Below are 21,888 nucleotides of genomic sequence, written 5' to 3'. Positions count from 1 at the left end.
ACAGGCGCACGGTAGCATGTGCCGGAGGGAGCGGCAAGGGAAGGGGAGGCCGGAAACCCGCAGACGGAGGGGCTCAGGATAGGAACGGCCCTTCTGCGATGGGGGAGGCCGGACGGTGCGGGAGCATCAGGCCCGGACGGAGCCCGTGCGGCAGGAACGGGAAACGGTTCTCATCCCGTCCGCCGGTGGCTCCTGCCGGCCCGTCAGGGGAGCGAGGGCTTCCTTCCCGGGATCATGGGGCCATGACCGGCAGCCTGGCCCGGCCGGGACTTGCTTTTGCGCGCCATATCCCTATATGTTAAGCAAGGAATGAAAGTACGGCCGTGCATGCCGCGCGGCCAAATCCCGGAGGAAAAACATGACTGTTCGTACCATTGCGCAAAGCGCTGTGAGCGCCGTTTCCATCTATATGCGCCAGGTCTACATGTGGATGACCGCCGGTCTGGCCATCACGGCCGTGACGGCCTTTGCCGTGGCGTCCAGCCCCGACCTGCAGATGGCCATCCTGGGCAACATGGTGATCATGATCGCCCTCATCGTGGCCCAGTTCGGCATGGTCATCGCCCTGGGCGCCGCCATCCACAAAATGTCGGCCACCACGGCCACGGCGGTGTTCATCGCCTATTCGGCCCTGACCGGCCTGACCCTGTCCAGCATCTTCGTGGTCTATCCCATCGGTTCCATCGCCAATGCCTTCCTGACGGCCACGGGCACCTTCCTGGCCATGTCGGTGTACGGCACGGTGACCAAGCGTGACCTGACCGGCATGGGCAACTTCCTGATGATGGGCCTGTTCGGCATCATCATCGCGTCCATCGTCAACATCTTCCTGGCCAGCAGCATGATGGACTTCGTCATCAGCTGCATCGGCGTGCTGATCTTCACCGGCCTCACCGCCTATGACACCCAGAAGCTGCGCGCCTTCGGGATGAACGCTCCTGTGGACGACGCCACGGCCATGCGCCGCGGTGCCCTGCTGGGCGCCCTGGAACTGTATCTGGACTTCATCAACCTGTTCCTGATGCTGCTGCGTCTGTTCGGCGGCAACCGCGACTAGCGGGAAAGGCTTTTTACGCCCTCCTTCTCCGCCCGCACATGAGGGGAAAGAGGGAAGATCCCGCGCCCTGTATTGGCGGGAAAGCTGCAGTAGCGGAAGGGGCGCAGGATGGATGGCCGCCTGTGGAGCGGCCACTCCGATGATATGACAGAGGGGCGGAAGGGTGACCTTCCGCCCCTCTTGTGTCTTGCCGGCTTTGACAAGCGGGCCCGGGGCCCGTATGCAGGACGGACGGACACTTTGTGCAAACATCGTCGCCCTGTGCGGCGTACAAGGATCTATGAGCAAGAAAAACAACTACTTCGATCTCCCGGCCGGTCTTGATGACGCCGAGCTGCTGGAGATCTTCCATGAACAGAACCGTCCCCTGCGCCTGGATGCCCTGCTGCGGGTCACGGGCCTGCCGCGTGCGGCCCGCAAGATACTGGAAGACCAGCTCTATGCCCTGGCTGACGAAGGCCGGCTGGTGCGCCTGCAGGGCGGGCTCTGGGCCCGTGCCGACGGCCTGCGCCAGGTGCGCGGCCGCTACATGGCCCTGCGCAGCGGCGCGGGCGGTTTCGTGACGCCCCTGGGCGACAACGGGCAGGTGACCGGCCCGGACATCTTCATCCACCCCCTGCAGGCGGGCGATGCCTGGCATCAGGACATGGTGCGTGTGGCCCTGTCGCCGCGTTCGCATGCCCGCGGCAAGAGCCAGGAAGGCCGCATCGTGGAGGTGCTGGAGCGCGGCTGCCGCGAGGTGCCCGTGCACGTGATCCATGTGACCGGACGCCGCGCGCTGTGCCGTCCGGCGGACAGCCGCATGCCCTTCGATGTCAGCGTGGAGCTGCCCGGGGACATGGAGCGCCCCTCCGGCGGCTCGCTGCTGCTGGTGGCGCCGGAAAAACGTCTGGCCGCCGACCTCTGGCAGGCCCGTCTGCTGCAGGCCGTGGGCCGGGAAGACGACATCGCCGTGCAGGAGGATCTGGTCAAACTCAATCACGAGGTACCGCGGGAGTTCCCGCCCCGGGTCCAGGCCGAGGCCGACGCCCTGCCGTCCGCGCCCCAGCATGCCGACATGGCCGGGCGCGAGGACGTGCGCGCATTGCCGCTGGTGACCATCGACGGCGCCGATGCCCGCGACTTCGACGATGCCGTGCAGGTGGAGGCCCGTCCCGGCGGGGGCTGGCTCCTGCGTGTGGCCATCGCCGACGTGAGCCATTATGTGCGCCCGCGCTCGGCGCTGGATACCGAAGCCCTGGCGCGCGGCAATTCCTGGTATTTCCCCACGTCGGTGGAGCCCATGCTGCCGCCCGCCCTGTGCGACGGCCTGTGCAGCCTGCGTCCTGACGAAGACCGGCTGGCCATGCTGGCCGAGATCCCCTTTTCCGCCACCGGGCAGCCGGGCAGGCCGCGCTTCGCGGCGGTGGTCATGCGTTCGGCGGCCCGCCTGACCTACGATCAGGTCAAGGCCTGCCTGCTGGACAGGGACGAGCAGGCCCGTGCCGCGCTGGCCGCCGGACCGCGCGGGCAGGAAGTGCTGGACATGCTGGAGACGGCTTTCGAACTGTACCGTTGCCTGCGTGAGGCCCGGCAGCGCCGGGGCAGCCTGGATTTCGACCTGCCGGAACCGGAATACGGCTTTGACGACAAGGGCCGCCTGCTGCGCGTGTCCCGCCGTGTGCGCCACGACGCCCACCGCCTCATCGAAGAATTCATGATCGCGGCCAACGAGGCCGTGGCCCGTCATCTGGGCGGCCTGAAAGCCGACGGCAGCCCGGAGGGGGCCCCGAAGGAGCCTTTCCTCTATCGCGTGCATCCCCAGCCCGATCCCGAGCGGCTGGAGAGCCTGTTCGACTCCCTGGAAGCCATCGACCCCGAACTGGTGCCCGTGAAGCCCGCGGCCTCGGCCCTGCAGGGCATCCTGCGGGACGTGCAGGGTTCGGACAGGGAGTTCCTGGTGGGGCGCCTGTGCCTGCGGGCCATGCCCCAGGCCCGCTACCAGCCGGAGAACGAAGGGCACTTCGGTCTGGCGTCCCGTGCGTACTGCCACTTCACCTCGCCCATCCGCCGTTATGCCGACCTGCTGGTGCATCGGGCGCTCAAGGCCAGCCTGGGGCTGTACGGCGGTGCCCTGCCTGCCGGGCAGAAGCTGTTGCGCGTGGCTGACCAGCTCAACCGGCGCGAGCGGGAGGCCCTGGACTGCGAGCGCGAGATGGCCCGGCGTCTGGCCTGCATGGCCCTTGAGGGCCGCGTGGGCGAGCGCTTTAGGGGCGTGGTGGCCGGTGTCAATGAATTCGGCCTGTTCGTGGAACTGAGCGAGATGCCCGTGGAGGGCATGATCCGCGTGGAGGATCTGGGCGACGACTGGTACGACTTCGATGCCCGCCGCCAGTGTCTGGTGGGGCAGCGCTCGGGCCTGTGCTGGAGCATGGGCCAGTCCCTCGAGGTGGTGCTGGCCGAAGTGCACAGCGGCCGTCTGGAGATCCGCCTGCTGCCCACGGAGCTGGGCGTGGCGGCCCGCCGCGGCGGACGTGTGTCGCGCGGGCGGCAGGGACGACCGGGCAAGGCTCCGGCCCGTCATGCCAAATTGCCGCATCAGCGCAAGGGCCGTGACCGCGACGGGCAGCGTCCCGTGCGCGGCAAAGGACAGGCCCGCCGGGATGGCGGGCACGGGACTCGCCGTCCCGCAGGACGGGGGAGACGCGGATGAGCTTTTTCTCGCAAAAACAGCGCATGGGCGCGGCGGCCCTGATCCTGGCCGCCAGCACCATCCTGTCCCGCCTCATGGGACTGGTGCGCGACAAGGTCATTTCCTGGCAGTTCGGCGCGGGCAGTGAAGCGGACATGTACTTCGCGGCCTTCGTGGTGCCGGACATCATCAACCACCTGCTGGCCGGGGGCATCATGGCCATCACCATCATCCCCCTGCTGTCCCGGCGCTTCCAGGAGGACGAGGACGACGGCTGGCGCTTTTTCTCCTGCATCTTTTGCTGGATGGTGGTGGCCTCGCTGCTGGTGACGGGGGCGGGCATGCTGGGCGCCGAAGAGCTGGCCCGCATCACGGCCCCGGGCTTCGATGCCGCCCAGACGGCACGGCTGGCCTTTTTCATGCGCATCATCCTGCCCGCGCAGGTCTTCTTCCTGTGCGGGGCCTGCGTCACGGCCCTGCTCTACATGCGGCGGCAGTTCCGCGTGCCCGCGCTGGCGCCCCTGATCTACAACGGCTGCATCATCGCGGGCGGCCTGCTGCTGTCCTGGCTGACGCAGGGCATGGATCTGCCTGCCGAATGGGAACTGGGCGGCATGACCGGTTATTGCGTGGGCGTGACCGTGGGGGCCTGTCTGGGGGCCTTTTTGCTGCCCTTCCGGGTGGCTGCCGCCGGGGGGCTGCGCCTGTCGCCGGTCTTCCGGCATCCGCTGCTCAAGCGCTTTTTGATCATGGCCCTGCCCCTTATGCTGGGCCAGACCGTCATCTTTCTGGATGAGCAGTTCATGCGCGTGTTCGGCTCGCTGGTGGGCGACGGCGCCGTGAGCCTGCTCAACTATGCCCGGCGCATCATGCAAGTGCCGGTGGGCCTCATGGGACAGGCGGCCGCCGTGGCTTCCTATCCCTTCCTGGTCTTCCTGCTGACCAATGGCGAGAAGGAACGCTTCGACCAGACCCTGAGTGCGGCCCTGCGGGCCAGCGTGGGCCTCATCATCCCCTGTGCCCTCTGGATGGGCGTGGCCGCCCAGCCCATCATGGGCGTCATCTTCCAGGGCGGCCGCTTCGGTCTGGCCGAGACCGTGGCCAGCACGCCCCTGTTGCAGATCATGCTGGCCGCCACGCCGCTGTGGATTCTGTACATGGTGCTGGTGCGCGCCTTCTATGCCGACGGCGATACCCTGACCCCGGCCACCACGGGCACGGTCATGACCCTGCTGGCCCTGCCGGTCTATTACTGGTGGGCCGTGCCCCTGGGCGCGTGGGCCATCGCCCTGACCTCGGCGGTGAGCGTCAGCGCCTATGTGCTCTGGCTGGTGGCCATCTGGGCACGACGTCAGGGCACGGGCGCCTTCGCGGGCCTGCTTTCCCTGTCCGGCCGGGCCCTGTTGTGCTCCCTGCCCGCCGGGGCGGCCTCCTGGGCGGCCCAGTACGGACTGGACGGCCTGCGTGCCTCCGGGACGCTGGCCTTGCCCGCCGTGGCTCAGGCCTGCCTGACCTGCGCTGCCAGCGGTCTGGCCTTTGCCGTGATCTTCCTGCCCTTGAGCTACAGGCTGGCACCCGGCATACTGGAGCCTGTCTGGCGGCGGCTGCGGCGCGGCCGTCCGCAGGGACAGGCCTAGGGAAGACGGCGGGACAGCGGTCGTCCACGCCTGGCTTGGGACGGCGGTCTGTCGCCGACAAAAGGCCGTGCCCCGGACGAGACGTTATGCGCCATGCCCGGAACCCTGTGGCCGGCGCAAGGCTTTTCCATCATCATCGAGGAGACGAAGATGCAAAAAATACTGCTGACAGGCCTGCTGATCCTGTTGCTGGCCGTTCCTGCGCCGGCCGCGGAAAAGGAAGTGGCCGGTGTCTTTTTCCCTCTGCCTGAGGGCTGGAGCGTCGTGGAGGAAAATACGTCCGGGACGACTTCCACCTTGCTGCTCCGGCAGGAAGGCCGCCGGACGGCCATCGCCGTGATGGTGGCCGCCGATGCGGGCCTTGCCCCCGCCCGGATAGCGGCGGAACTGGCCTCCGTGACCGGAGCCACGGCCGATCCTGTGGAGCGGGAGGGACAGTACAGCTTCCCCATCAAGAAAGACGGTCAGGATGGCGTCTGTTTTCTGGCGCAGTCCAACGGACGATTCATCCTGGTCAGCGTGCTGGGCGAGCTGCCCCCGGCCGTGCCCCTGCTGGAAGGCATGCGCTGCCCGGCCGATCCCGGCCTTGTGCTGCGCTGATCTTTCCCTGCCCTGAAAATGGAAAACGTCCCTGTGCTGCCACAGGGACGTTTTTTTATGGTTCGTTGCCGGAGCGGGCCGTACCAAGACCGGAGCAGATGTTGCCATCCGCTCATGGCAGCCATGGGACGGGTATCGTCCGTCTGTCTTTGTTTCAGGAGAGCTAGCTGCTCGGTGCAGTACGTCCGAGGGGGCGGCGCGGGAGGGGGCCTTTATGCCTGAGCAGCCGACGGCAGGCCACAGCGTCGTGCCCGTTGGCGATACGGGGGCTTTGGGCATCGGCAACAACGCAGGCTCTTTTCTCCTTCCCTCCCGGTCATCCTTGCTAGAACAGTTCCCGCACCAGCGCACCGGCCAGCACGCGGCCCTGCTCGTCGTAGATGGCGGCCACCTGTCCGGGGGCGCTGGGGAATTGCGGTTCCGCCAGCGTGATGCGCAGGCCGCCGTCCGTGATCTCCACCCGGGCGGGGGTGGGGCGCTGGCGATGGCGCAGGCGGGCCAGCAAGGTGTCCGGCCACTGTTCGGGCGGGCAGAGCAGGTTGGCGGGGCCGGTGAGGCAGCCGTGCATGCCCAGGCGGGCCCTGCCGCCCACCACGAGGGTATTGTCCTCTCCCTGCTTGCGCAGCACGTAAAGGGGCTCGCTGTGGGCGATGCCCAGGCCCCGGCGCTGGCCTTCGGTATAGCGCCACAGGCCTTCATGCCGGGCCAGCGGGCGCAGCACGGGGCGGCCGTCGCTGTCCGCCTCTTCCAGCAGGACGGGGCCGCTGCCGGGCAGGGACAGGCCTTCCGCCTGCCAGCGCCGCTCCAGGAAGGCCCGGTAGGCGTCCTCTCCGGCGGGGATGAAGCATATCTCCTGGCTTTCCTGCGGTACGGGCACTGCCAGCCCCGCGTCCTTCACCTGGGCGATGCTGGCGGCCTTGTCCTGCCGGGCAAGGGGGAACACGGCCCGGCGCAGGCGTTCCAGCGGCACGAGGGAAAGGAAGTAGCTCTGGTCCTTGGCCAGATCGTCCGCTGCGGCCAGCACGGGCCCGGCAGGGCCGTCCAGCAGGCGGGCGTAATGGCCGGTGGCGATGCGGTCCGCGCCCAGGCTCAGGGCGGCGTCCAGCAGGGCCCCGAACTTGATGGCCCGGTTGCAGAGCGCACAGGGGTTGGGCGTCCGGCCCCGGGCATAGGCCCGCACGAAGGGCGTGACGACCTCCCTGTCGAAGACCGCGCGCATGTCGGCCACATGCAGGGGGATGCCCAGCTGTCCGCAGGCTGTTTGCAGGCCTTCCACCGCCTGACGGCTGGCGGGGGGCAGAGGCGCGGCCAGGGCCTCCGCTGCCGTGAGCAGACGGGGGCCTTCAGGGGCCGGGCGCAGGCCGGAAGATGCGGCATCGGGCAGGAAGAGCCCGTGCAGGGCCAGGATGTCGTGTCCCTGTTCGCGCAGGCGCAGGAGGGCGCAGAGGCTGTCCACGCCGCCGCTGACGGCAACGGCCAGTTGTGTCATCAAAAAGTCTCCTTGGCGTCCGGCCGGGCCGGAGGGAAGATGCGAAAACAGCCCGCCAGAAAAGCTGACGGGCTGCGGAAAACCTTGGGCCGGGAAACGGCTTACAGGATCTGCGTCAGGAACTGGCGCAGGCGCGGATGGCGCGGCGAGTTGAACAGGGTATCGGGCTTGCCCATTTCCAGGATCTGGCCGTGGTCCATGAAGATCAGGCGGTCGGCCACGGTACGGGCAAAGCCCATTTCGTGGGTCACGCAGATCATGGTCATGCCTTCTTCGGCCAGGCTCACCATAACGTCCAGCACTTCGCCCACCATTTCGGGGTCAAGGGCGGAGGTGGGCTCGTCGAAGAGCATGATGTCCGGCTGCATGGCCAGGGCGCGGGCGATGGCCACGCGCTGCTGCTGGCCGCCGGAGAGCATGGCGGGGTAGACGTTGGCCTTGTCGCTGATGCCCACTTTCTTGAGCAGCTTCAGGGCCATGGTCTCGGCTTCGGCCTTGGGGATGTTCAACAGCTTGCGCGGGGCCAGGGTCAGGTTCTGCAGCACCGTCTTGTGCGGGAAGAGGTTGAACTGCTGGAAGACCATGCCGAGGTTGCGGCGCATCTCGTTGATGTTGTTGGCCTTGTCGTTGATGTCCTGCCCGTTGACGATGATGCTGCCGCCGTCGATCTCTTCAAGACGGTTGATGGAGCGCAGCAGGGTGGACTTGCCGGAACCGGAAGGCCCGATGATGACCACGCGCTCGCCGGGAGCGATATCGAGGCTCACATCCTGCAGGGCCGGGAGCTGTCCGAAGTACTTCCAGACGTGGCGGATGCTGATGATGGGCTCGGTGCTATTTTTTTCTGTCATAGTGATTGAGCCTCGCTTCGATGATGCTGACGATCTTGGAGAGGATGAGGGTGATGATGAGGTACACCAGGGCGACCACGGTGTAGGACTCGAAATAGCAGTAGCTCTTGGAGGCAAAACTGCGGGCGCGCTGCATCAGGTCGGGCATGCCGATGACGGAGACCAGGGCCGTATCCTTGAGCATGGCGATGCATTCGTTGCCGACGGGCGGGATGATGGTGCGCCAGGCCTGGGGCAGCACCACATAGAACATGGTCTGCACGCGGTTGAAGCCCAGGGAGCGGGCCGCTTCGGTCTGCCCGTGGGGGATGGCCAGGATGCCCGCGCGGAACACTTCGCCCATGTAGGCGCCGTAGCAGAAGCTCAGGGCGATGACGGCGGAGGTCACGCCTTCCATCTTCACCAGCATGGAGATGGCGAAGTAGATGTAGAAGATCTGCACCAGCAGGGGGATGCCGCGGATGACTTCCACATAGGTGGAGGCCAGCAGGTTGAAAAAGCGGTTGCGCGAGATGCGCCCCAGGCCGGTCAGCAGGCCCAGAGGCACGGCGCCGCAGATGGAGTAGGCCGTCACCTTGAAGGTGAGCAGCAGGCCGTCAGGCAGGAAGATGATGGCATCACGGTAGACCTGCGGCCCGGTGGTGCAGAGCAGCACCAGGGTGATGATGGCACCACACAGGGCGATGGACCATGCGTTGATGAGCCGCCATTCGCGAGGGTTCGGGATGGACGGGCCGTCCGTCACCATGATGATGTTGCCTTTGCTTTGCCCTTCGTCTTTCATTGTACAGGTTGCCCCTTGTATGCGGGAACGCCGGAAGGGCCCGGAGGCCCTTCCGAACAGTTGTCACAAAATGGGGACCGGCGGTGCCGGTCGCGGCGGCTGCCCTAGTCGGCAGTGCCCATCCACTCGACCTTCAGCTTGTTTTCGGTGCCGTCGGCCTGCATGCTGGCGATGGCCTTGTTGAGGCGGTTCAGCATCTCGGTACGGCCCTTGCGCACGCAGAAGCCGAAGTATTCGGGATTGTTGTGCTGGTAGGCGATGCCGAACTTGCCGGCGAAATCGGTACGCTTGTTGGCGTAGTACTTGGCGACGGGGTCGTCACAGATGACGGCGTCCACACGACCGGCGGCCAGGTCTTCGAAGGCCAGACCGATGTCGTCGTATTCGCGGATCTTGGCGCCCACGTTGGCTTCCTGCAGCACGAGCACGCCGGTGATGCCGATCTGGCTGCCCACGGTCAGGCCCTTGAGGTCGGCCAGGCTGTTGATCTTCTTGCCCTTGGGCATGACCACGGCCTGCACCACGCCGTAGTAAGGTTCGGTGAAGTCGAAGGCCTTCTGGCGTTCGGGAGTGATGGTGGTGGAAGCGGCCAGCAGGTCGTAGTTGCCGGCGGCCAGACCGGCGAAGATGCCGTCCCAGGCCACGTCGCGCAGTTCCATCTCATAACCGGCACGCTTGAGCACTTCCGTGGCGTAGGCGATGGAATAGCCGTTGGGCACCTTTTTGTCGTTCAGGAATTCCATGGGCGGATAGGTGCAGTTGGTGGCGACCACCAGGGTCTCGGCGGCCACGGACGTGCACATCATCATGAGAGCACACAGGGTAAGCGTGAGTTTGCGGAACATAATGCTGCCTCCAAAGGTTGATGAAGATGTCTGGCCTGAGGCTCGCGCCCGCATGCCAAAACCGGCCAAACTGGGTTTTATTAGCCGCGCAGGCCCCTGTCGTCAATACCCGGCGGGCGCCGGAGCCGCAGTTTTCCTGCCTGCGGGGCCCGGCCGCCTGTCAGCGGGCCAAAAATAAGGGAAGGGCCCGTGGGCCCTTCCCTGGGATGACGGAAGGATGGCCGGGACGTCCGGCCGGAGTGTCCGGGCTAGTCGGCAGCGCCCATCCACTTGATCTTCAGCTTGGCTTCGGTGCCGTCGGCCTGCATGCTGGCGATGGCCTTGTTGAGGCGTTCCAGCAGCTCGGTATCGCCCTTGCGCAGGCAGAAGCCGTAGTATTCGGGATCCTTGTGCAGGTAGGCAACGTTGAACTTGCCGGCGAAGTCGGCGCGCTTGTTGGCATAGTACTTGGCGACGGGGTCGTCACAGATGACGGCGTCGGTACGGCCGGCGGCCAGGTCTTCGAAGGCCAGACCGATGTCGTCGTATTCCTTGATCTTGGCGCCCACGTCGGCCTTGCGCAGCACGAACACGCCGGTGATGCCGATCTGGCTGCCCACGGTCAGGCCCTTGAGGTCGGCCAGGCTGTCGATCTTCTTGCCCTTGGGCATGACCACGGCCTGCACGGCGCCATAGTAGGGGATGGTGAAGTCGAAGGCCTGCTGGCGCTCGGGAGTGATGGTGGTGGAGGAAGCCAGGATGTCGTAGTTACCGGCGGCCAGACCGGCGAAGATGCCGTCCCACGCCACGTCGCGGAAGGTGATCTTCAGATTCGCGCGTTTGGCGATCTCATGGATGTAGTCGATGGAATAGCCGGTGGGGACCTTCTTGTCCGTCAGGAATTCCATGGGCGGGAAGGCACAGTTGCCGGCGACCACGAGGGTCTTGGCGGCCACGGGAGTGCACATCAGGACGAGTGCGCACAGGGCAAGAGTGAGTTTGCGGAACATAATGCTGCCTCCGGAAAATGGGAAAAAAGGCCTGGACCGGACCGGGCATCCGTGCCGGGCCCGGCCAGGATTGGGTCTTATTAGTCGCGCGGGCCCCGAGCGTCAATAGGTTTTCCGGGATTTTCCGGCCGCCGCACAGGGCCGGAAACGCAGGAAGGGCCCGCAGGCCCTTCCGAAATGTCATATGATGGTGACCGGTGCTGCCGGCCGGGGTGTCCGGACTAGTCGGCAGAGCCCATCCACTTGATCTTCAGCTTGTCTTCGGTGCCGTCGGCCTTCATGGCGGCGATGGCCTTGTTGATGCGCTTCACGAGTTCGGTCTCGCCCTTGCGCACGCAGAAGCCGAAGTATTCGGGATCCTTGTGCAGGTAGGCCACGGAGAACTTGCCGGCGAAGTCTTCACGCTTGTTGGCGTAGAACTTGGCGACGGGGTCGTCGGCGATGACGGCGTCGATGCGGCCGGCGGCCAGGTCTTCGAAGGCCAGACCGATGTCGTCGTATTCCTTGATCTTGGCGCCCACGTTGGCCTTTTGCAGCACGAACACGCCGGTGATGCCGATCTGGCTGCCTACGGTCAGGCCCTTGAGGCCGGCCAGGCTGTCGATCTTCTTGCCCTTGGCCATGACCACGGCCTGCACGACGCCGTAATACGGGTCGGAGAAGTCGAAGGTCTTCTGGCGTTCGGGGGTGATGGTGGTGGAGGAGGCCAGGATGTCGTAGTTGCCCGAGGCCAGACCGGCAAAGATGCCGTCCCAGGCCACATCACGGAATTTCATGTCAAAGCCGGCGCGTTTGGCCACCTCCTTGATGTAATCAATGGAATAACCGGTGGGGACTTTCTTGTCGTTCAGGTATTCCATGGGCGGGTAGCCGCAGTGTCCGGCCACCACCAGGGTCTTGGCGGCCACGGCCGAGGACATGAGGACAAGGAAGCACAGGGCAAGGGTCAGTTTACGGATCATATCGCTGCCTCCGGAAGATTGATGGGATAGGTCCCGGCATGTGACACACGCATGCCGGGACAGCCAACCATATCTTGTCTTATGCGGGAGGGCCAGCGCCGTCAACTGCCTTACCAGCTGTTGCCCGGGGCGGGGCCGTCGTCCTCGTCGTCTTCGTCGCTGGCGCCGGGGGCCATGCGCGAAAGGGTGTCGCGCAGGGGACGGGCCTGGGGCAGGGAAGCATTGCCGGGCGCGGCGTCGGCGTCATCTTCGGGGCGTTCGTCCTTGAGGGCCTGCTGCAGGAACCAGTCCTCGCGGATGCGCCAGGAGGCGGCCGCCGTGTAGGCGGGCGAGGAATAGCCTACGGAGAGGATCAGGGTGCGGCGGGCGTGTTCCTGCAGGCGGATGAGCAGGGGGGTGAAGTCCGCGTCGCCGGACAGGATGATGAATTCGTCGAAATGGGTGGGGTGGGACAGGTCATCTATGCAGTCCATGACCAGATGGATGTCCGCGCTGGTCTTGCCGCGGGTGGTCAGGGGCGGACAGTCCACCACCTGGAAGGCGCTGCGGATGAAATGGTAACGGAATTCCTGATAGCGCTGGGGGTTGAGGTAACACATGCGCTTCAGGATGCGGCGGCGCACGCCGTCACCGTAGAGGATGCGCAGGGCGTGGTTCTCGATCCAGCGCACCCAGCGGTAGGGGGCCATGCCGAAGGCCCGGGCCGCTTCGGGGTCTGCTTCAAGAAAACGGGTGTAAATGTTGTCAAAGTCCACATACAGGGCGCTGTACACTTCATCAAAACCGGTAAAACGTGCCATAATCTCCTCAATAGCTTATGAAATAAATGTTGAGTCTACTTAGCGCAGCGGGGGACTGGTGGCAAGAGGCGGCTTGAATTCGGCAAAGCCTGCCGCTATGGTGCCGCTATCCCACTACAGGAGGCCCGAAGATGTCGCAACTGAAGAGCTGTGTCGCGGACGTGATGGACCGTATCCGGCGACGCCATGACGCCGACCCCGGGGAATTCTGGCATGCCTGTCTTTTCTGGACGTTCTGGGTCTCCCTGGCCCTGTTCCCCATCGGCTACGGCTGGCGCGAAGTGACGCCGCCGCTGTGCTTCATCTTTCTGCTGCTCTATTACCGGCACGCCTGGCACCGTTCCGTCCTGCGCCGTCTCACGGTCTGGCCGCTCTTCCTCTGCGCCGGTGCCATGACCCTCATCGGCGTGGTCTTCTCCACGGACGTCTGGCAGTCCTTCCTGCATGGTGGCATGGGCGTCAACAAGGCCTATATCCTGCCTTTCATCGCCATGGAGTGCGTGCGCTCCACACGGGATCTGCGCCGCCTTGTCCATGCCTGTGTGCTGGCCTGTGTCTGGCAGGGACTGGACGGCATGTGGCAGGCCTGGACCGGCTTCGACTTCATCATGGGCTATGCGCCCAACGCCGGACGCCTGACCGGCAGCCTGGGGGATTACAGCGTGGGCAACTACATGGCGCTGGCCATGATCCCTGCCTTTGCCTGCTGGTTCCTGCTGCGTCGCCGTCTGGGCGTCCTGCCCGCGGCGGTCGTCTGGGTGGTGCTCTTCATCCCGGCCTTTTTCCTGCTGGAAGGCGCTTCCAGCCGCAGCGGCATCCTGGCCGTGGCCTCCGCCTTCGTGTTCTGGGCCCTGCTGGCGGGCGGCAGGACGGGACGCATCGCCCTCTGGGGCTGCTCCTGGTGCTGGGGGGCTTCACCCTGCTGTCCTTCCACCGCATGGATCCGTCCACCATCGCGGGGGACGGGCGCTGGAGCCTCTGGTCCCTGGGCTGGCAGGTCTTCCTCGAGCATCCCTGGCTGGGGGCGGGGCTTGACCGCTACAACGCCTGCTTCCGGGCCCTGGGGCTTGTCCCGGCCCATGACGCCATCACCATCAGCCACCCGCACAACATGTATCTGGATATCCTGTATGCCCACGGCATCATCGGCTTCATCCTGGGCATGATCTTCCTGCTGGGCTTCGCCTGGTGGGCGGGCAGGCATATCCGCCGTGCCCTGCACGACGGCGGTGTGGCGCAGCGTGCGGCGGAGGCCGCGGGCAGTCTTCTGCACTGGCGTCTGACGGCCTGGTTCTATCTGGGGTACCTGGGCTGGCTGGTCAACGGCATCTTTGGCCATGACTTTTATCGCATCTGGTGGCTGGGGCTGGCTGCAGCCTGGGCATCTGCATAGGCGGTGTGGTCAGCGGGCTGGCCGCAGACGGGGAAAGCATCCCCGGCGGCGGAGAGGAGCGATGAGCTTTTGCCTGCAGGTGGCCGGGGACGGCGACGTCTTCCCCATGCTGGCCATCTATGCGCCCTATGTGCGGGACACGGCCATCACCTTCGAATACGAGGTGCCCACGGCTGCGGAGTTCGGCGCGCGTCTGCATCATGTGCTGCTGGAATATCCCTGGCTGGTCTGCCGGGCGTCGGGGCAGGTGCTGGGCTATGCCTATGCCCACCGGCATATGGAGCGGGCGGCCTACGGCTGGAACGTGGAGTGTTCCGTCTATGTGCTGGGTTCCGCCCGTGGGCGCGGCGTGGGGCGTGCCCTGTACGGGGCCCTGCTGGAACTGTTGCGCCTGCAGGGCGTGGTCAACGCCTATGGCTGCATCGCGGTGCCCAACGAGCCTAGCGAAGCCCTGCACAGGGCGACGGGCTTTTCCCTGCTGGGGCATTTCCCGGCCTCGGGCTGGAAGCAGGGCCGCTGGCACGACATCGTCTGGTACGGCCGCTGCCTGCGGGAGCCGGGTGCGGGAGAGCCTGCGCCGCTGCGTCCTTTCGGCAGTCTCGGTCAGGAACTGGTGGACGAGGTGCTGCGCCGCCACGCCCGGGGATGACTTTCAGGCTCGTACGGTGATCGGGCAGAGCGGGGCAGACCTTGCCGGCGTAGGCTCCTCCGGCTGGAGGAGAGGCTCGGAGGGCGGACGGCCGTACCTGAGGCGAGCCGCACCGTGCCGCCGGGACGTCTGCGACATCGATGATACGATACTATGCAAGAGGCCGGATGTGCTGCACATCCGGCCTCTTTTTATGTGTGCCCGCGGGAAGGCGCGGGCGATGCTCCTGCCATCAGAATTCCCAGACCAGGCGGGCCTGGCCGCCGATGCTCTGCCGGACACCCGCGGAACCTTCGAGCCCCAGGTCCACATGGAGGGAGCTGTGAGCGGGATCCCACTGCAAGCCTGCCATGAAGACGGCGCTGTCGCCGCGCATGGGGACCGAGGGTGCATCCACGCCGTGATTGCTCAGTTCCGTGCGGGCCGTGCCGTCGAACTCATGTTCCCAGGCCACGCCCGCGTAGGGACTGAAGCCCTGGAAAATCTCATAGCTCAGGCGGGTGCCCACGCGGAGCAGGCAGGAATCCATGGGATCGAAGCGGAAGTCCTCATAGTGTGTTTTGGCGAATGTCTTTATCCACTTCAAAACAGCAGTCGGAGAAACCCCAATGAGCCCAGCTATAGCCCGTATGGAAAGCCCGAGCGTGTACAAGGTTACTGCCATGGCCTTTTCTTGTGCAGGCCGACCGCGAGGAGTCAGTCTCGTAAATTGCAAGGAGCAAGATTTGCACTTATCTTTTTGTTTTCCTTGAACTTTTCCATTCTTGACGACTTCTATTGATTGACATTTAGGGCATGGCGGTTTTTCGTTCATGTAATCTTATCGCACATAAATGTCGCGAAGTCATTAGTTTGTCAACACCCTCCGAGAGAGTAGCTGGAACATGTAAAGCGGATGTGCAGCCCATGGATACACGCTCCGCCTTGGAAAGGTTAGTTGGATGGGACAGCGTTCATTGCGTCCATGATGGTTTTGCCGGGATTAGAGGAACAGAAAGAGGCCATGTGAGCGCCCAGTTTTTCCATCCAGGCCTTACTCATCATGGTATTGTCGCTCCGAGCACTCATGTAGCCATCAATCCAGGTTAGCATCAGGCCCATTTCGCTTTCGCCAGCACTCAAAAACTCTTTGCAGGTTATCTTGGCCATATCGGTTTCATCATCTGCGGAAGCCACGGCAGGTATGCAAAGTGTGGCGGCGATCAGAGCAGCCAGAAGACTTTTTTTCATTCTCCAATTCCTCCTGAGGGTTCAAAAATTTGTGAGTCGTAGTGGCGAAAAAGTGTACCTGACCGCCATCCATCTAGCGGTGGTGCATTCCATGCATATTTACTAGTTCAAAAGTACGAAGTCAATCATTTTGAGATATTGCGGCATTGTAACGCTCCATATGCGTACACTTTATCGACATATTATGGACAATATTTCTTGAATGATTTCGCACGAATGCGGAATGTAGAGCGGGCCATGCCGGAACGTTTTGCCGCTTCCGATGTCGAGATGATGCCCTCGACTGGCTGTCCAGGACTGCAAGAGAAGGGGCGAGAGTCTTTTTCTGGCGATGCCGGTCGAGCATGGTACAAATATCGAGTATCGTTGCAAAAAGGAAACGCCTCATCAGTCGTCGAAACCACCAGTAGACAGTTTGCCACGGCCCGAATTCTTGCGGGAGCATCCTCCACGAACATCCAGAACGTATGAGATAGCGCAACGCATTGATGATCTCACGCAGGTCTGTTTTGCGCCTCCGACCTTCTCCGGAAGCAGAGGGCAGGAGAGGACGTACAAGCGCCCATTCTTTGTCCGTCAGATCGCTGGGGTATCGTTTGACAGTCTTCGCGAGTTTTTGCTGCCGCGCACAGTCCTTTTTTGTCCACATGCCTTCTTGTAACTATAAAAGCTGAAGTTTCCAAACACGCCCTCACCCATGATGCTGATGTCCTGTCCGTCCTGATGGTTCCAGAAAAAGCTGGCCCGGCTGTCCAGGCGCATGCGTTCCGTGGCCTGCCACTGGTAGCCGAAGCCGGCGAACAGGCCGTAGTAGGCCGTGGACGTATCGAAGTCGGCCGTCTGCTGGAGCACGCTGGCGATGTCCTGGCTCTGCCAGTCGCCATTGATCTGCCCCAGCCGCAGGCCGGCCTGCGCGTACAGGCCGGACAAAAGGCCGGACGTCAGGTCGAAGCGGGCCATCAGGCCGCCGCCCGCGTAGCGGGCGCTGCCGGTGCCGCAGACGTCGCCTACGGAAAAGTCCTCGCGGGTGCCGATGCTGGCCTGGCCGTATTCGAAAAACGCGCCCAGCAGCAGGTCGCCCGCCTCGCCCGTGAAGCTCCGGGCCAGGCCGGCAGCCAGTTCCAGGCCGGTACCGTCCGCCCGGCCATCGTTGCCGTAGCGTTCCGTACCGCCATGGATGGCCGCGAAGGGCATCCAGGCATCCTGCCCGACAGCCGCCTTGCGGGCCTGCTCCAGGGCCGTGCCTTCCACCAGGCGCGCGCCCCGGTCGAGGGCCGCCATCTGGACCACCCGGTACTGGTTGAAGGCCTTTATCTGCGGGTTGGCCCGCAAGCCGGTGATGGTCAGGTCGATGGAGTTACCGTTGCGCTGCATGCTGCCGTCGAAGAGCAGGGCGAAGCCCTTGGGCGCATCATGGACGGTACCGCCGTTACTCAGGGCCAGTTCATCGGCATGGATGCTGTTTATCAGCGTGTACCGGTCACCGATGCGCATGCCCTGGCCCCCCAGGGCACCCAGAACGCGTACCGTACTGCCCTGCAGGTCGCCCCCTGTCTGCTCGTTGCCCAGTGTCAGCAGGGTCTCTCCGGGCCGCATGCCGTTGGGCAGGGCAAGGTTGAGGTACTGGAAGGCCGCCACACGCCGGAGCGTGCCCTGCCAGCCCAGCAGGTTGAGGCTGTTGCCGCTGCCGGCAGCGGGCAGGGGGGAGACGTTCTGCCCCAGGCTGTCCGTGAGGGCGCTGCCAAAGACATAGCCGCCGATATGGCCGCCCGTGAGGGTGACGGCATTGTAGCGTGCGCCGTACTGTCCGTTGCTGCTGGCATAGACGATGCCGCCGACGAAGTGATCCCTGATGCTGCCGCCGCTGACGAGAACGGCGTTGAAACTTGCATCGGCTGTCCCGTTGGTCGTGGTGGCACTGCCGCCGGCGACGCTGGTAATGGAGCCGCCGGAGATGCTGACCAGGTTGTAACGGGCCGAGCCGTCAAGCAGACCTGATGCATGGCCGCCGACCACGGTACCGGTCGTGCCCCCCTTGATGATGACGAGATTGCTGTCGGCCAGGGCCTTGTCGCGGCCGCTGTCGGCATTGCCGCCCACGATATGGGAGACATCGCCGCCAATCTGGAGGACCGTATTGCTGTTGCTTCGGGCAAACATGGTGGCAAGGGCGGATCCGCCGTAGGCATTGTCACTGATGCGGCCGCCATTGACGACGATGCTGTTGTAGGCGGTGTCGGCGACGCCGCCGTAACACCAGCCGCCGAAGGTCTGCACGGCCTGACCGCCGTCATTGACGACCGTGCCGTAGCGGGCCCGGGCACTGTCGCCATAGGCCATGACGCCGTAGACATTGCTGTAGGCATCGCCCGCCCTGATCTGGGCGTGGTGGTTATGGGCCGTTCCGTCGAGGTCGGAGCCCGGTGCCGGACACGCGGGCAACAGGAGCAGGCACACAAGGCAGACCAGGGAGAGCCGGGGGGAGAACTGACGGTCGTGGAGGAAGGGGAGCGCGGACATGGTGCCTCCTGGAGACACAGGGATTGATCCCGGAGCGGGAACGCATCCAGTATAGCACAGGAAAGGGGCGCTGCCTATGGATTGGTGGTGACGGAAGCGGGGCGGGACACTGCGGAAGAAAGAGAAAAAGGGATGGAGGATGTCCTGAAAAGTGGCGACGCTTGTTTTTGATGTTTATTGACTGATGAAATGATGCGGGGAACGGAAGGGGACATTCTGAAAAAAACTGCGCTCGAGGCAAAAGGAAATCGTCCGTATCTTTTGCAGGGCCATAAAAGAGGGAGAGCCTCTTGAAAGGCCTCCATGCACCCTTTTTCCTCCTCGCACTGGCCCATCCGGGGCCCGCAGCATCCGGCAGGACTGGAAGACGAAAAAGGCTGCCCGCAGGGGGCAGCCTTCGACATCAACGGGAGTCGTCTAACCGCGCCGTTTGAGGCGGTCGCGGCGTTCCTGCATCAGGAAGCGGCCGGTGACGGAATCGGGGTCGGCCACGATGGCCTCGGGCGTGCCCTGCGAGACCACGAGCCCGCCGTTCTCGCCGCCGCCGGGGCCCATGTCCAGCACGTGGTCGGCGGCCAGGATCATGTCCGTGTTGTGCTCGATGACCACCACGCTGGCGCCCTTGTCCACCAGAGCGTGCAGCACCTTGATGAGCTTGCCCACCTCGTGCATGTGCAGGCCGGTGGTGGGCTCGTCCAGGATGTAGAGCGTGCCCGGCAGGGAGCGCTTGCCCAGCTCGCGCGAGATCTTGATGCGCTGGGCCTCGCCGCCGGAAAGGGTGGTGGCGGGCTGGCCGAGACGCAGGTACTCCAGGCCCACCTCCTCAAGCACGGCCAGACGGCGCTCCAGCACGGGATAGTTCTCGAAGAAGGTACGGGCCTGCTGCACGGGCAGATCCAGCACTTCCGCGATGTTCAGGCCCTTGTAGCGCACTTCCAGGGTCTCGTGGTTGTAGCGGCGGCCCTTGCAGACATCGCAGGTCACGTAGACGTCGGGCAAGAAATGCATCTCCACCCGGATCTGGCCGTCGCCGCCGCAGGCCTCGCAGCGGCCGCCGCGCACGTTGAAGCTGAAGCGTCCGGGCTTGTAGCCGCGCTTGCGGGCGTCGGGGGTCATGGCGAAGATGTTGCGGATCTCGTCGAAGACCTTGGTGTAGGTGGCCGGGTTGGAACGCGGCGTGCGGCCGATGGGTGTCTGGTCGATGGCCACGATGCGCTCGATGGGGCGGGCCCCCTCGCTGTAGCTCAGGCCGGCGATGGTGCCGGGCTGGTCCACGCGCTGGCCCAGGCTGATGGCCAGATGCTTGTACAACGTGTCCACCACCAGCGAGCTCTTGCCCGAACCGGACACGCCCGTGACACAGGTCAGCACGCCCAGCGGGAAGCGGCAGTCGATGCCGCGCAGGTTGTTGGTGGTCACGTTGTGCAGGGTCAGCCAGCCCTGGGGCTCACGCCGCTCGTCGGGCAGGCTGATGCTGGCGTCGCCGCGCAGATAGCGGGCCGTGAGGGTATCGGCGCGCAGCAGTTCGGGCACGCTGCCCTGGAACATGATCTCGCCGCCCTGGGAGCCGGAACCGGGCCCCAGTTCGATGACCGTGTCGGCCGCGCAGATGGTGGTCTCGTCGTGCTCCACCACCAGCACGGTATTGCCGCGCTGCTGCAGGGAACGCAGGGTGCCCAGCAGGCGTTCGTTGTCACGCGGGTGCAGGCCGATGGAAGGCTCGTCCAGCACATAGGTCACGCCCACCAGACCGGAGCCCAGCTGGGAGGCCAGACGGATGCGCTGGGCCTCGCCGCCGGAAAGGGTGGCCATGGCCCGGCCCAGGGAAAGATATTCCAGACCCACGTTGCGCATGAAGGACAGACGGTGGGTCAGCTCCTTGAGCAGGGGCTCGGCCACCAGGGCGTGGCGGCCGTCGAAGTGCCGTCCTTCCAGCCATTGCAGGGCCCGTTCTACGGAAAGGGAACAGAACTGGGCGATGTTTAGGTCGTCCACGCGCACGGCCAGGGCCTCGGGCTTGAGACGGGCGCCGTGGCAGTCCGGGCAGTCCGTGGACTGGCGGAAGCGGGCCAGGATCTCGCGCCAGGCCTCGCCGTACTGCATGCCTTTTTCCAGCAGCGGGATGACGCCGGGCCAGCGCTCCTCGCTGACCTTCACGTCGGCGGCGCGTCCGGCAAAAAGTTCGCTCTGGTAGTCGCCCGTGGCATCCATGGCCACGTTGCCGCCCATCCAGTTGCGGCGCAGGCCGCTGCTGTGCGCGGCGGGGCGGCCCTTTTCGTCCTCGCCGTAGAACAGGCAGGCCAGGGCCGCGTCGGAAAAGTCCTCCAGCGGCGTGGAGAGCGTGAAGCCGTGGCGCTCGCCCAGGGCGCGCAGGGCGGGCTCGTAACGCTGGAAGTGTTTGCTCTCGGCCCAGGGCAGCAGGGCCCCGGTATTGAGGGAAAGGCCCCGGTTGGGCGCGATGAGGCGGGGCTCGAAATAGTCCACGGTGCCCAGGCCCACGCAGCGGGGACAGGCCCCCTGCGGGCTGTTGAAGGAAAAGAGCTGCGGGCTGGGCGCGGGCAGGGAGATATGGCAGTGCGGACAGACCGAGGTGGTGGAATGGATGATGTCCCGTTCCCCTTCGGGCCTGTCGGGCAGGTGGACGGTCAGGCGGCCTTCGCCGTAGCGCAGGGCCAGCTCCACGGAATCGGCCAGGCGGCCGCGGATGCCGTCCTTGTTGACCAGGCGGTCCACCACCAGGTCGATGCTGTGCTTCTTGTTCTTGTCCAGGGCGGGCACGTCGTCCAGGGTGTGGAAGGTGCCGTCCACACGCACGCGGGCGAAGCCTTCGGCGCGCAGCTTTTTGAACTTGTCCTGATGGGTGCCTTTTTGCAGTTCCACCAGCGGCGCCATGACCATGAACTTGCTGCCCTGGGGCAGGGCCATGATGTCGGTGATGATCTCGTCGGCGGAGCGGGCCTCGATGGGGCGGCCGCAGGAGGGACAGTACATGCGGCCCAGACGGGCGAAGAAGACGCGCAAAAAGTCGTGGATCTCCGTCACCGTGCCCACGGTGGAACGGGGATTGCGCGAGGTGCTCTGCTGTTCCAGCGAGATGGCCGGGGAAAGGCCCTCGATCTTCTCCACGTCCGGCTTGTCCATCTGGGGCAGGAACTGCCGGGCATAGGCCGAAAGGGATTCCACATAGCGGCGCTGGCCCTCGGCATAGACGATATCGAAGGCTAGGGTGGACTTGCCGGAACCGGAGGGCCCGCAGACCACCACCAGCTCGTCGCGGGGGATGTCCAGGCTGATGTCCTTGAGGTTGTGCTGCCGGGCTTTTTCGATATGGATGCAGGGATTGTTCATGGGCTGTTATGTAAGCGTGGCGACGCTGTTTGGCAAGAGGGATTCCTGATAAGCGCCGGGAAA

Annotated in this window: 17 protein-coding genes and 2 pseudogenes; 7 read left to right on the top strand and 12 right to left on the bottom strand. The window is 64.9% G+C overall.

Annotation, left to right across the window (positions count from 1 at the left end; all coding sequences use genetic code 11):
- Positions 1-358: 358 nt before the first annotated feature.
- The 4 genes from Q4I12_RS01855 to Q4I12_RS01840 all read left to right on the top strand — a co-directional run bounded on the left by Q4I12_RS01855 (position 359) and on the right by Q4I12_RS01840 (position 5,965).
- A complete protein-coding gene (locus tag Q4I12_RS01855; protein WP_302260266.1) occupies positions 359-1,057 on the top strand; it encodes a Bax inhibitor-1/YccA family protein in 699 nt (232 codons plus the stop codon).
- Between the two features lie 280 nt (positions 1,058-1,337).
- A complete protein-coding gene (gene rnr / locus Q4I12_RS01850) occupies positions 1,338-3,749 on the top strand; it encodes a ribonuclease R (RefSeq protein ID WP_302260264.1) in 2,412 nt (803 codons plus the stop codon).
- Complete coding sequence (gene murJ / locus Q4I12_RS01845; protein ID WP_302260263.1) at positions 3,746-5,365, top strand: murein biosynthesis integral membrane protein MurJ; 1,620 nt, start codon at positions 3,746-3,748, stop codon at positions 5,363-5,365. Before rnr ends, murJ begins: the two co-directional genes overlap by 4 nt.
- Before the next feature lie 150 nt (positions 5,366-5,515).
- Positions 5,516-5,965, top strand: coding sequence for a hypothetical protein (locus Q4I12_RS01840; RefSeq protein WP_204626200.1), 450 nt, complete (start codon positions 5,516-5,518; stop codon positions 5,963-5,965).
- A gap of 325 nt (positions 5,966-6,290) precedes the next feature.
- Here Q4I12_RS01840 and Q4I12_RS01835 read toward each other — a convergent pair whose 3' ends face one another.
- The 7 genes from Q4I12_RS01835 to Q4I12_RS01805 all read right to left on the bottom strand — a co-directional run bounded on the left by Q4I12_RS01835 (position 6,291) and on the right by Q4I12_RS01805 (position 12,685).
- Positions 6,291-7,454, bottom strand: a complete 1,164-nt coding sequence (locus tag Q4I12_RS01835) for a tRNA-specific 2-thiouridylase (RefSeq protein WP_302260262.1) — start codon at positions 7,452-7,454, stop codon at positions 6,291-6,293.
- Between the two features lie 101 nt (positions 7,455-7,555).
- Positions 7,556-8,305: an amino acid ABC transporter ATP-binding protein gene (locus Q4I12_RS01830; protein ID WP_006009214.1), complete on the bottom strand. Its 750-nt coding sequence runs from the start codon at positions 8,303-8,305 to the stop codon at positions 7,556-7,558.
- Positions 8,289-9,089: an amino acid ABC transporter permease gene (locus Q4I12_RS01825; protein ID WP_006009216.1), complete on the bottom strand. Its 801-nt coding sequence runs from the start codon at positions 9,087-9,089 to the stop codon at positions 8,289-8,291. Before Q4I12_RS01825 ends, Q4I12_RS01830 begins: the two co-directional genes overlap by 17 nt.
- A 104-nt stretch (positions 9,090-9,193) precedes the next feature.
- Positions 9,194-9,934 (bottom strand): basic amino acid ABC transporter substrate-binding protein, encoded by a 741-nt coding sequence (locus tag Q4I12_RS01820; RefSeq protein ID WP_302260260.1) that lies wholly within the window; start codon positions 9,932-9,934, stop codon positions 9,194-9,196.
- 248 nt (positions 9,935-10,182) lie between these two features.
- Positions 10,183-10,923 carry a basic amino acid ABC transporter substrate-binding protein gene (locus tag Q4I12_RS01815; protein ID WP_302260259.1) on the bottom strand — a complete coding sequence of 247 codons (741 nt, stop codon included), beginning with the start codon at positions 10,921-10,923 and terminating at the stop codon, positions 10,183-10,185.
- 221 nt (positions 10,924-11,144) lie between these two features.
- Positions 11,145-11,885 (bottom strand): basic amino acid ABC transporter substrate-binding protein, encoded by a 741-nt coding sequence (locus Q4I12_RS01810; RefSeq protein WP_006009232.1) that lies wholly within the window; start codon positions 11,883-11,885, stop codon positions 11,145-11,147.
- 110 nt (positions 11,886-11,995) lie between these two features.
- Positions 11,996-12,685 (bottom strand): NYN domain-containing protein, encoded by a 690-nt coding sequence (locus Q4I12_RS01805; protein WP_302260258.1) that lies wholly within the window; start codon positions 12,683-12,685, stop codon positions 11,996-11,998.
- Between the two features lie 937 nt (positions 12,686-13,622).
- Here Q4I12_RS01805 and Q4I12_RS01800 point away from each other — a divergent pair.
- The 3 genes and pseudogenes from Q4I12_RS01800 to Q4I12_RS01790 form a co-directional block, all read left to right on the top strand.
- A pseudogene (locus tag Q4I12_RS01800) lies at positions 13,623-13,784 on the top strand (O-antigen ligase family protein); the annotation flags it as partial.
- Between the two features lie 12 nt (positions 13,785-13,796).
- A complete protein-coding gene (locus Q4I12_RS01795) occupies positions 13,797-14,078 on the top strand; it encodes a hypothetical protein (RefSeq protein ID WP_302262125.1) in 282 nt (93 codons plus the stop codon).
- A gap of 61 nt (positions 14,079-14,139) precedes the next feature.
- Positions 14,140-14,727, top strand: coding sequence for a GNAT family N-acetyltransferase (locus Q4I12_RS01790; protein ID WP_302260256.1), 588 nt, complete (start codon positions 14,140-14,142; stop codon positions 14,725-14,727).
- A gap of 232 nt (positions 14,728-14,959) precedes the next feature.
- Here the strand turns inward: Q4I12_RS01790 and Q4I12_RS01785 are convergent, their stop codons facing one another.
- The 5 genes and pseudogenes from Q4I12_RS01785 to uvrA form a co-directional block, all read right to left on the bottom strand.
- The gene (locus Q4I12_RS01785) at positions 14,960-15,541 is read right to left on the bottom strand and encodes an IS1/IS1595 family N-terminal zinc-binding domain-containing protein (protein ID WP_302260254.1); all 582 of its coding nucleotides are present in this window, start codon (positions 15,539-15,541) and stop codon (positions 14,960-14,962) included.
- 119 nt (positions 15,542-15,660) lie between these two features.
- Positions 15,661-15,957, bottom strand: coding sequence for an HdeA/HdeB family chaperone (locus tag Q4I12_RS01780; protein ID WP_297160414.1), 297 nt, complete (start codon positions 15,955-15,957; stop codon positions 15,661-15,663).
- A gap of 280 nt (positions 15,958-16,237) precedes the next feature.
- Positions 16,238-16,606: pseudogene (locus tag Q4I12_RS01775) on the bottom strand (transposase); the annotation flags it as partial.
- Positions 16,534-18,477 (bottom strand): hypothetical protein, encoded by a 1,944-nt coding sequence (locus Q4I12_RS01770; RefSeq protein WP_302260253.1) that lies wholly within the window; start codon positions 18,475-18,477, stop codon positions 16,534-16,536. The gene Q4I12_RS01770 and the pseudogene Q4I12_RS01775, both read right to left, overlap by 73 nt.
- Before the next feature lie 417 nt (positions 18,478-18,894).
- Positions 18,895-21,825: an excinuclease ABC subunit UvrA gene (gene uvrA / locus Q4I12_RS01765; RefSeq protein ID WP_297160135.1), complete on the bottom strand. Its 2,931-nt coding sequence runs from the start codon at positions 21,823-21,825 to the stop codon at positions 18,895-18,897.
- Between the last annotated feature and the right edge of the window lie 63 nt (positions 21,826-21,888).

The organism is Desulfovibrio piger (assembly GCF_951793255.1).
Taxonomy (GTDB): Bacteria; Desulfobacterota; Desulfovibrionia; order Desulfovibrionales; family Desulfovibrionaceae; genus Desulfovibrio.
Note: the sequence above shows the minus strand (reverse complement) of the source record. Positions and strands in the feature narration are given on the sequence as shown.

What these genes read in the sequence shown, in the direction of transcription:
- Q4I12_RS01840 (WP_204626200.1), top strand. Translation starts at nt 5,516, where the DNA reads ATGCAAAAAATACTGCTGACAGGCCTGCTGATCCTGTTGCTGGCCGTT.
- Q4I12_RS01820 (WP_302260260.1), bottom strand. Translation starts at nt 9,934, where the DNA reads ATGTTCCGCAAACTCACGCTTACCCTGTGTGCTCTCATGATGATGTGC.
- uvrA (WP_297160135.1), bottom strand. Translation starts at nt 21,825, where the DNA reads ATGAACAATCCCTGCATCCATATCGAAAAAGCCCGGCAGCACAACCTC.
- rnr (WP_302260264.1), top strand. Translation starts at nt 1,338, where the DNA reads ATGAGCAAGAAAAACAACTACTTCGATCTCCCGGCCGGTCTTGATGAC.
- Q4I12_RS01770 (WP_302260253.1), bottom strand. Translation starts at nt 18,477, where the DNA reads ATGTCCGCGCTCCCCTTCCTCCACGACCGTCAGTTCTCCCCCCGGCTC.
- Q4I12_RS01790 (WP_302260256.1), top strand. Translation starts at nt 14,140, where the DNA reads ATGAGCTTTTGCCTGCAGGTGGCCGGGGACGGCGACGTCTTCCCCATG.
- Q4I12_RS01830 (WP_006009214.1), bottom strand. Translation starts at nt 8,305, where the DNA reads ATGACAGAAAAAAATAGCACCGAGCCCATCATCAGCATCCGCCACGTC.
- murJ (WP_302260263.1), top strand. Translation starts at nt 3,746, where the DNA reads ATGAGCTTTTTCTCGCAAAAACAGCGCATGGGCGCGGCGGCCCTGATC.
- Q4I12_RS01815 (WP_302260259.1), bottom strand. Translation starts at nt 10,923, where the DNA reads ATGTTCCGCAAACTCACTCTTGCCCTGTGCGCACTCGTCCTGATGTGC.
- Q4I12_RS01810 (WP_006009232.1), bottom strand. Translation starts at nt 11,885, where the DNA reads ATGATCCGTAAACTGACCCTTGCCCTGTGCTTCCTTGTCCTCATGTCC.
- Q4I12_RS01785 (WP_302260254.1), bottom strand. Translation starts at nt 15,541, where the DNA reads ATGAACGAAAAACCGCCATGCCCTAAATGTCAATCAATAGAAGTCGTC.
- Q4I12_RS01805 (WP_302260258.1), bottom strand. Translation starts at nt 12,685, where the DNA reads ATGGCACGTTTTACCGGTTTTGATGAAGTGTACAGCGCCCTGTATGTG.
- Q4I12_RS01780 (WP_297160414.1), bottom strand. Translation starts at nt 15,957, where the DNA reads ATGAAAAAAAGTCTTCTGGCTGCTCTGATCGCCGCCACACTTTGCATA.
- Q4I12_RS01855 (WP_302260266.1), top strand. Translation starts at nt 359, where the DNA reads ATGACTGTTCGTACCATTGCGCAAAGCGCTGTGAGCGCCGTTTCCATC.
- Q4I12_RS01835 (WP_302260262.1), bottom strand. Translation starts at nt 7,454, where the DNA reads ATGACACAACTGGCCGTTGCCGTCAGCGGCGGCGTGGACAGCCTCTGC.
- Q4I12_RS01825 (WP_006009216.1), bottom strand. Translation starts at nt 9,089, where the DNA reads ATGAAAGACGAAGGGCAAAGCAAAGGCAACATCATCATGGTGACGGAC.
- Q4I12_RS01795 (WP_302262125.1), top strand. Translation starts at nt 13,797, where the DNA reads ATGTATCTGGATATCCTGTATGCCCACGGCATCATCGGCTTCATCCTG.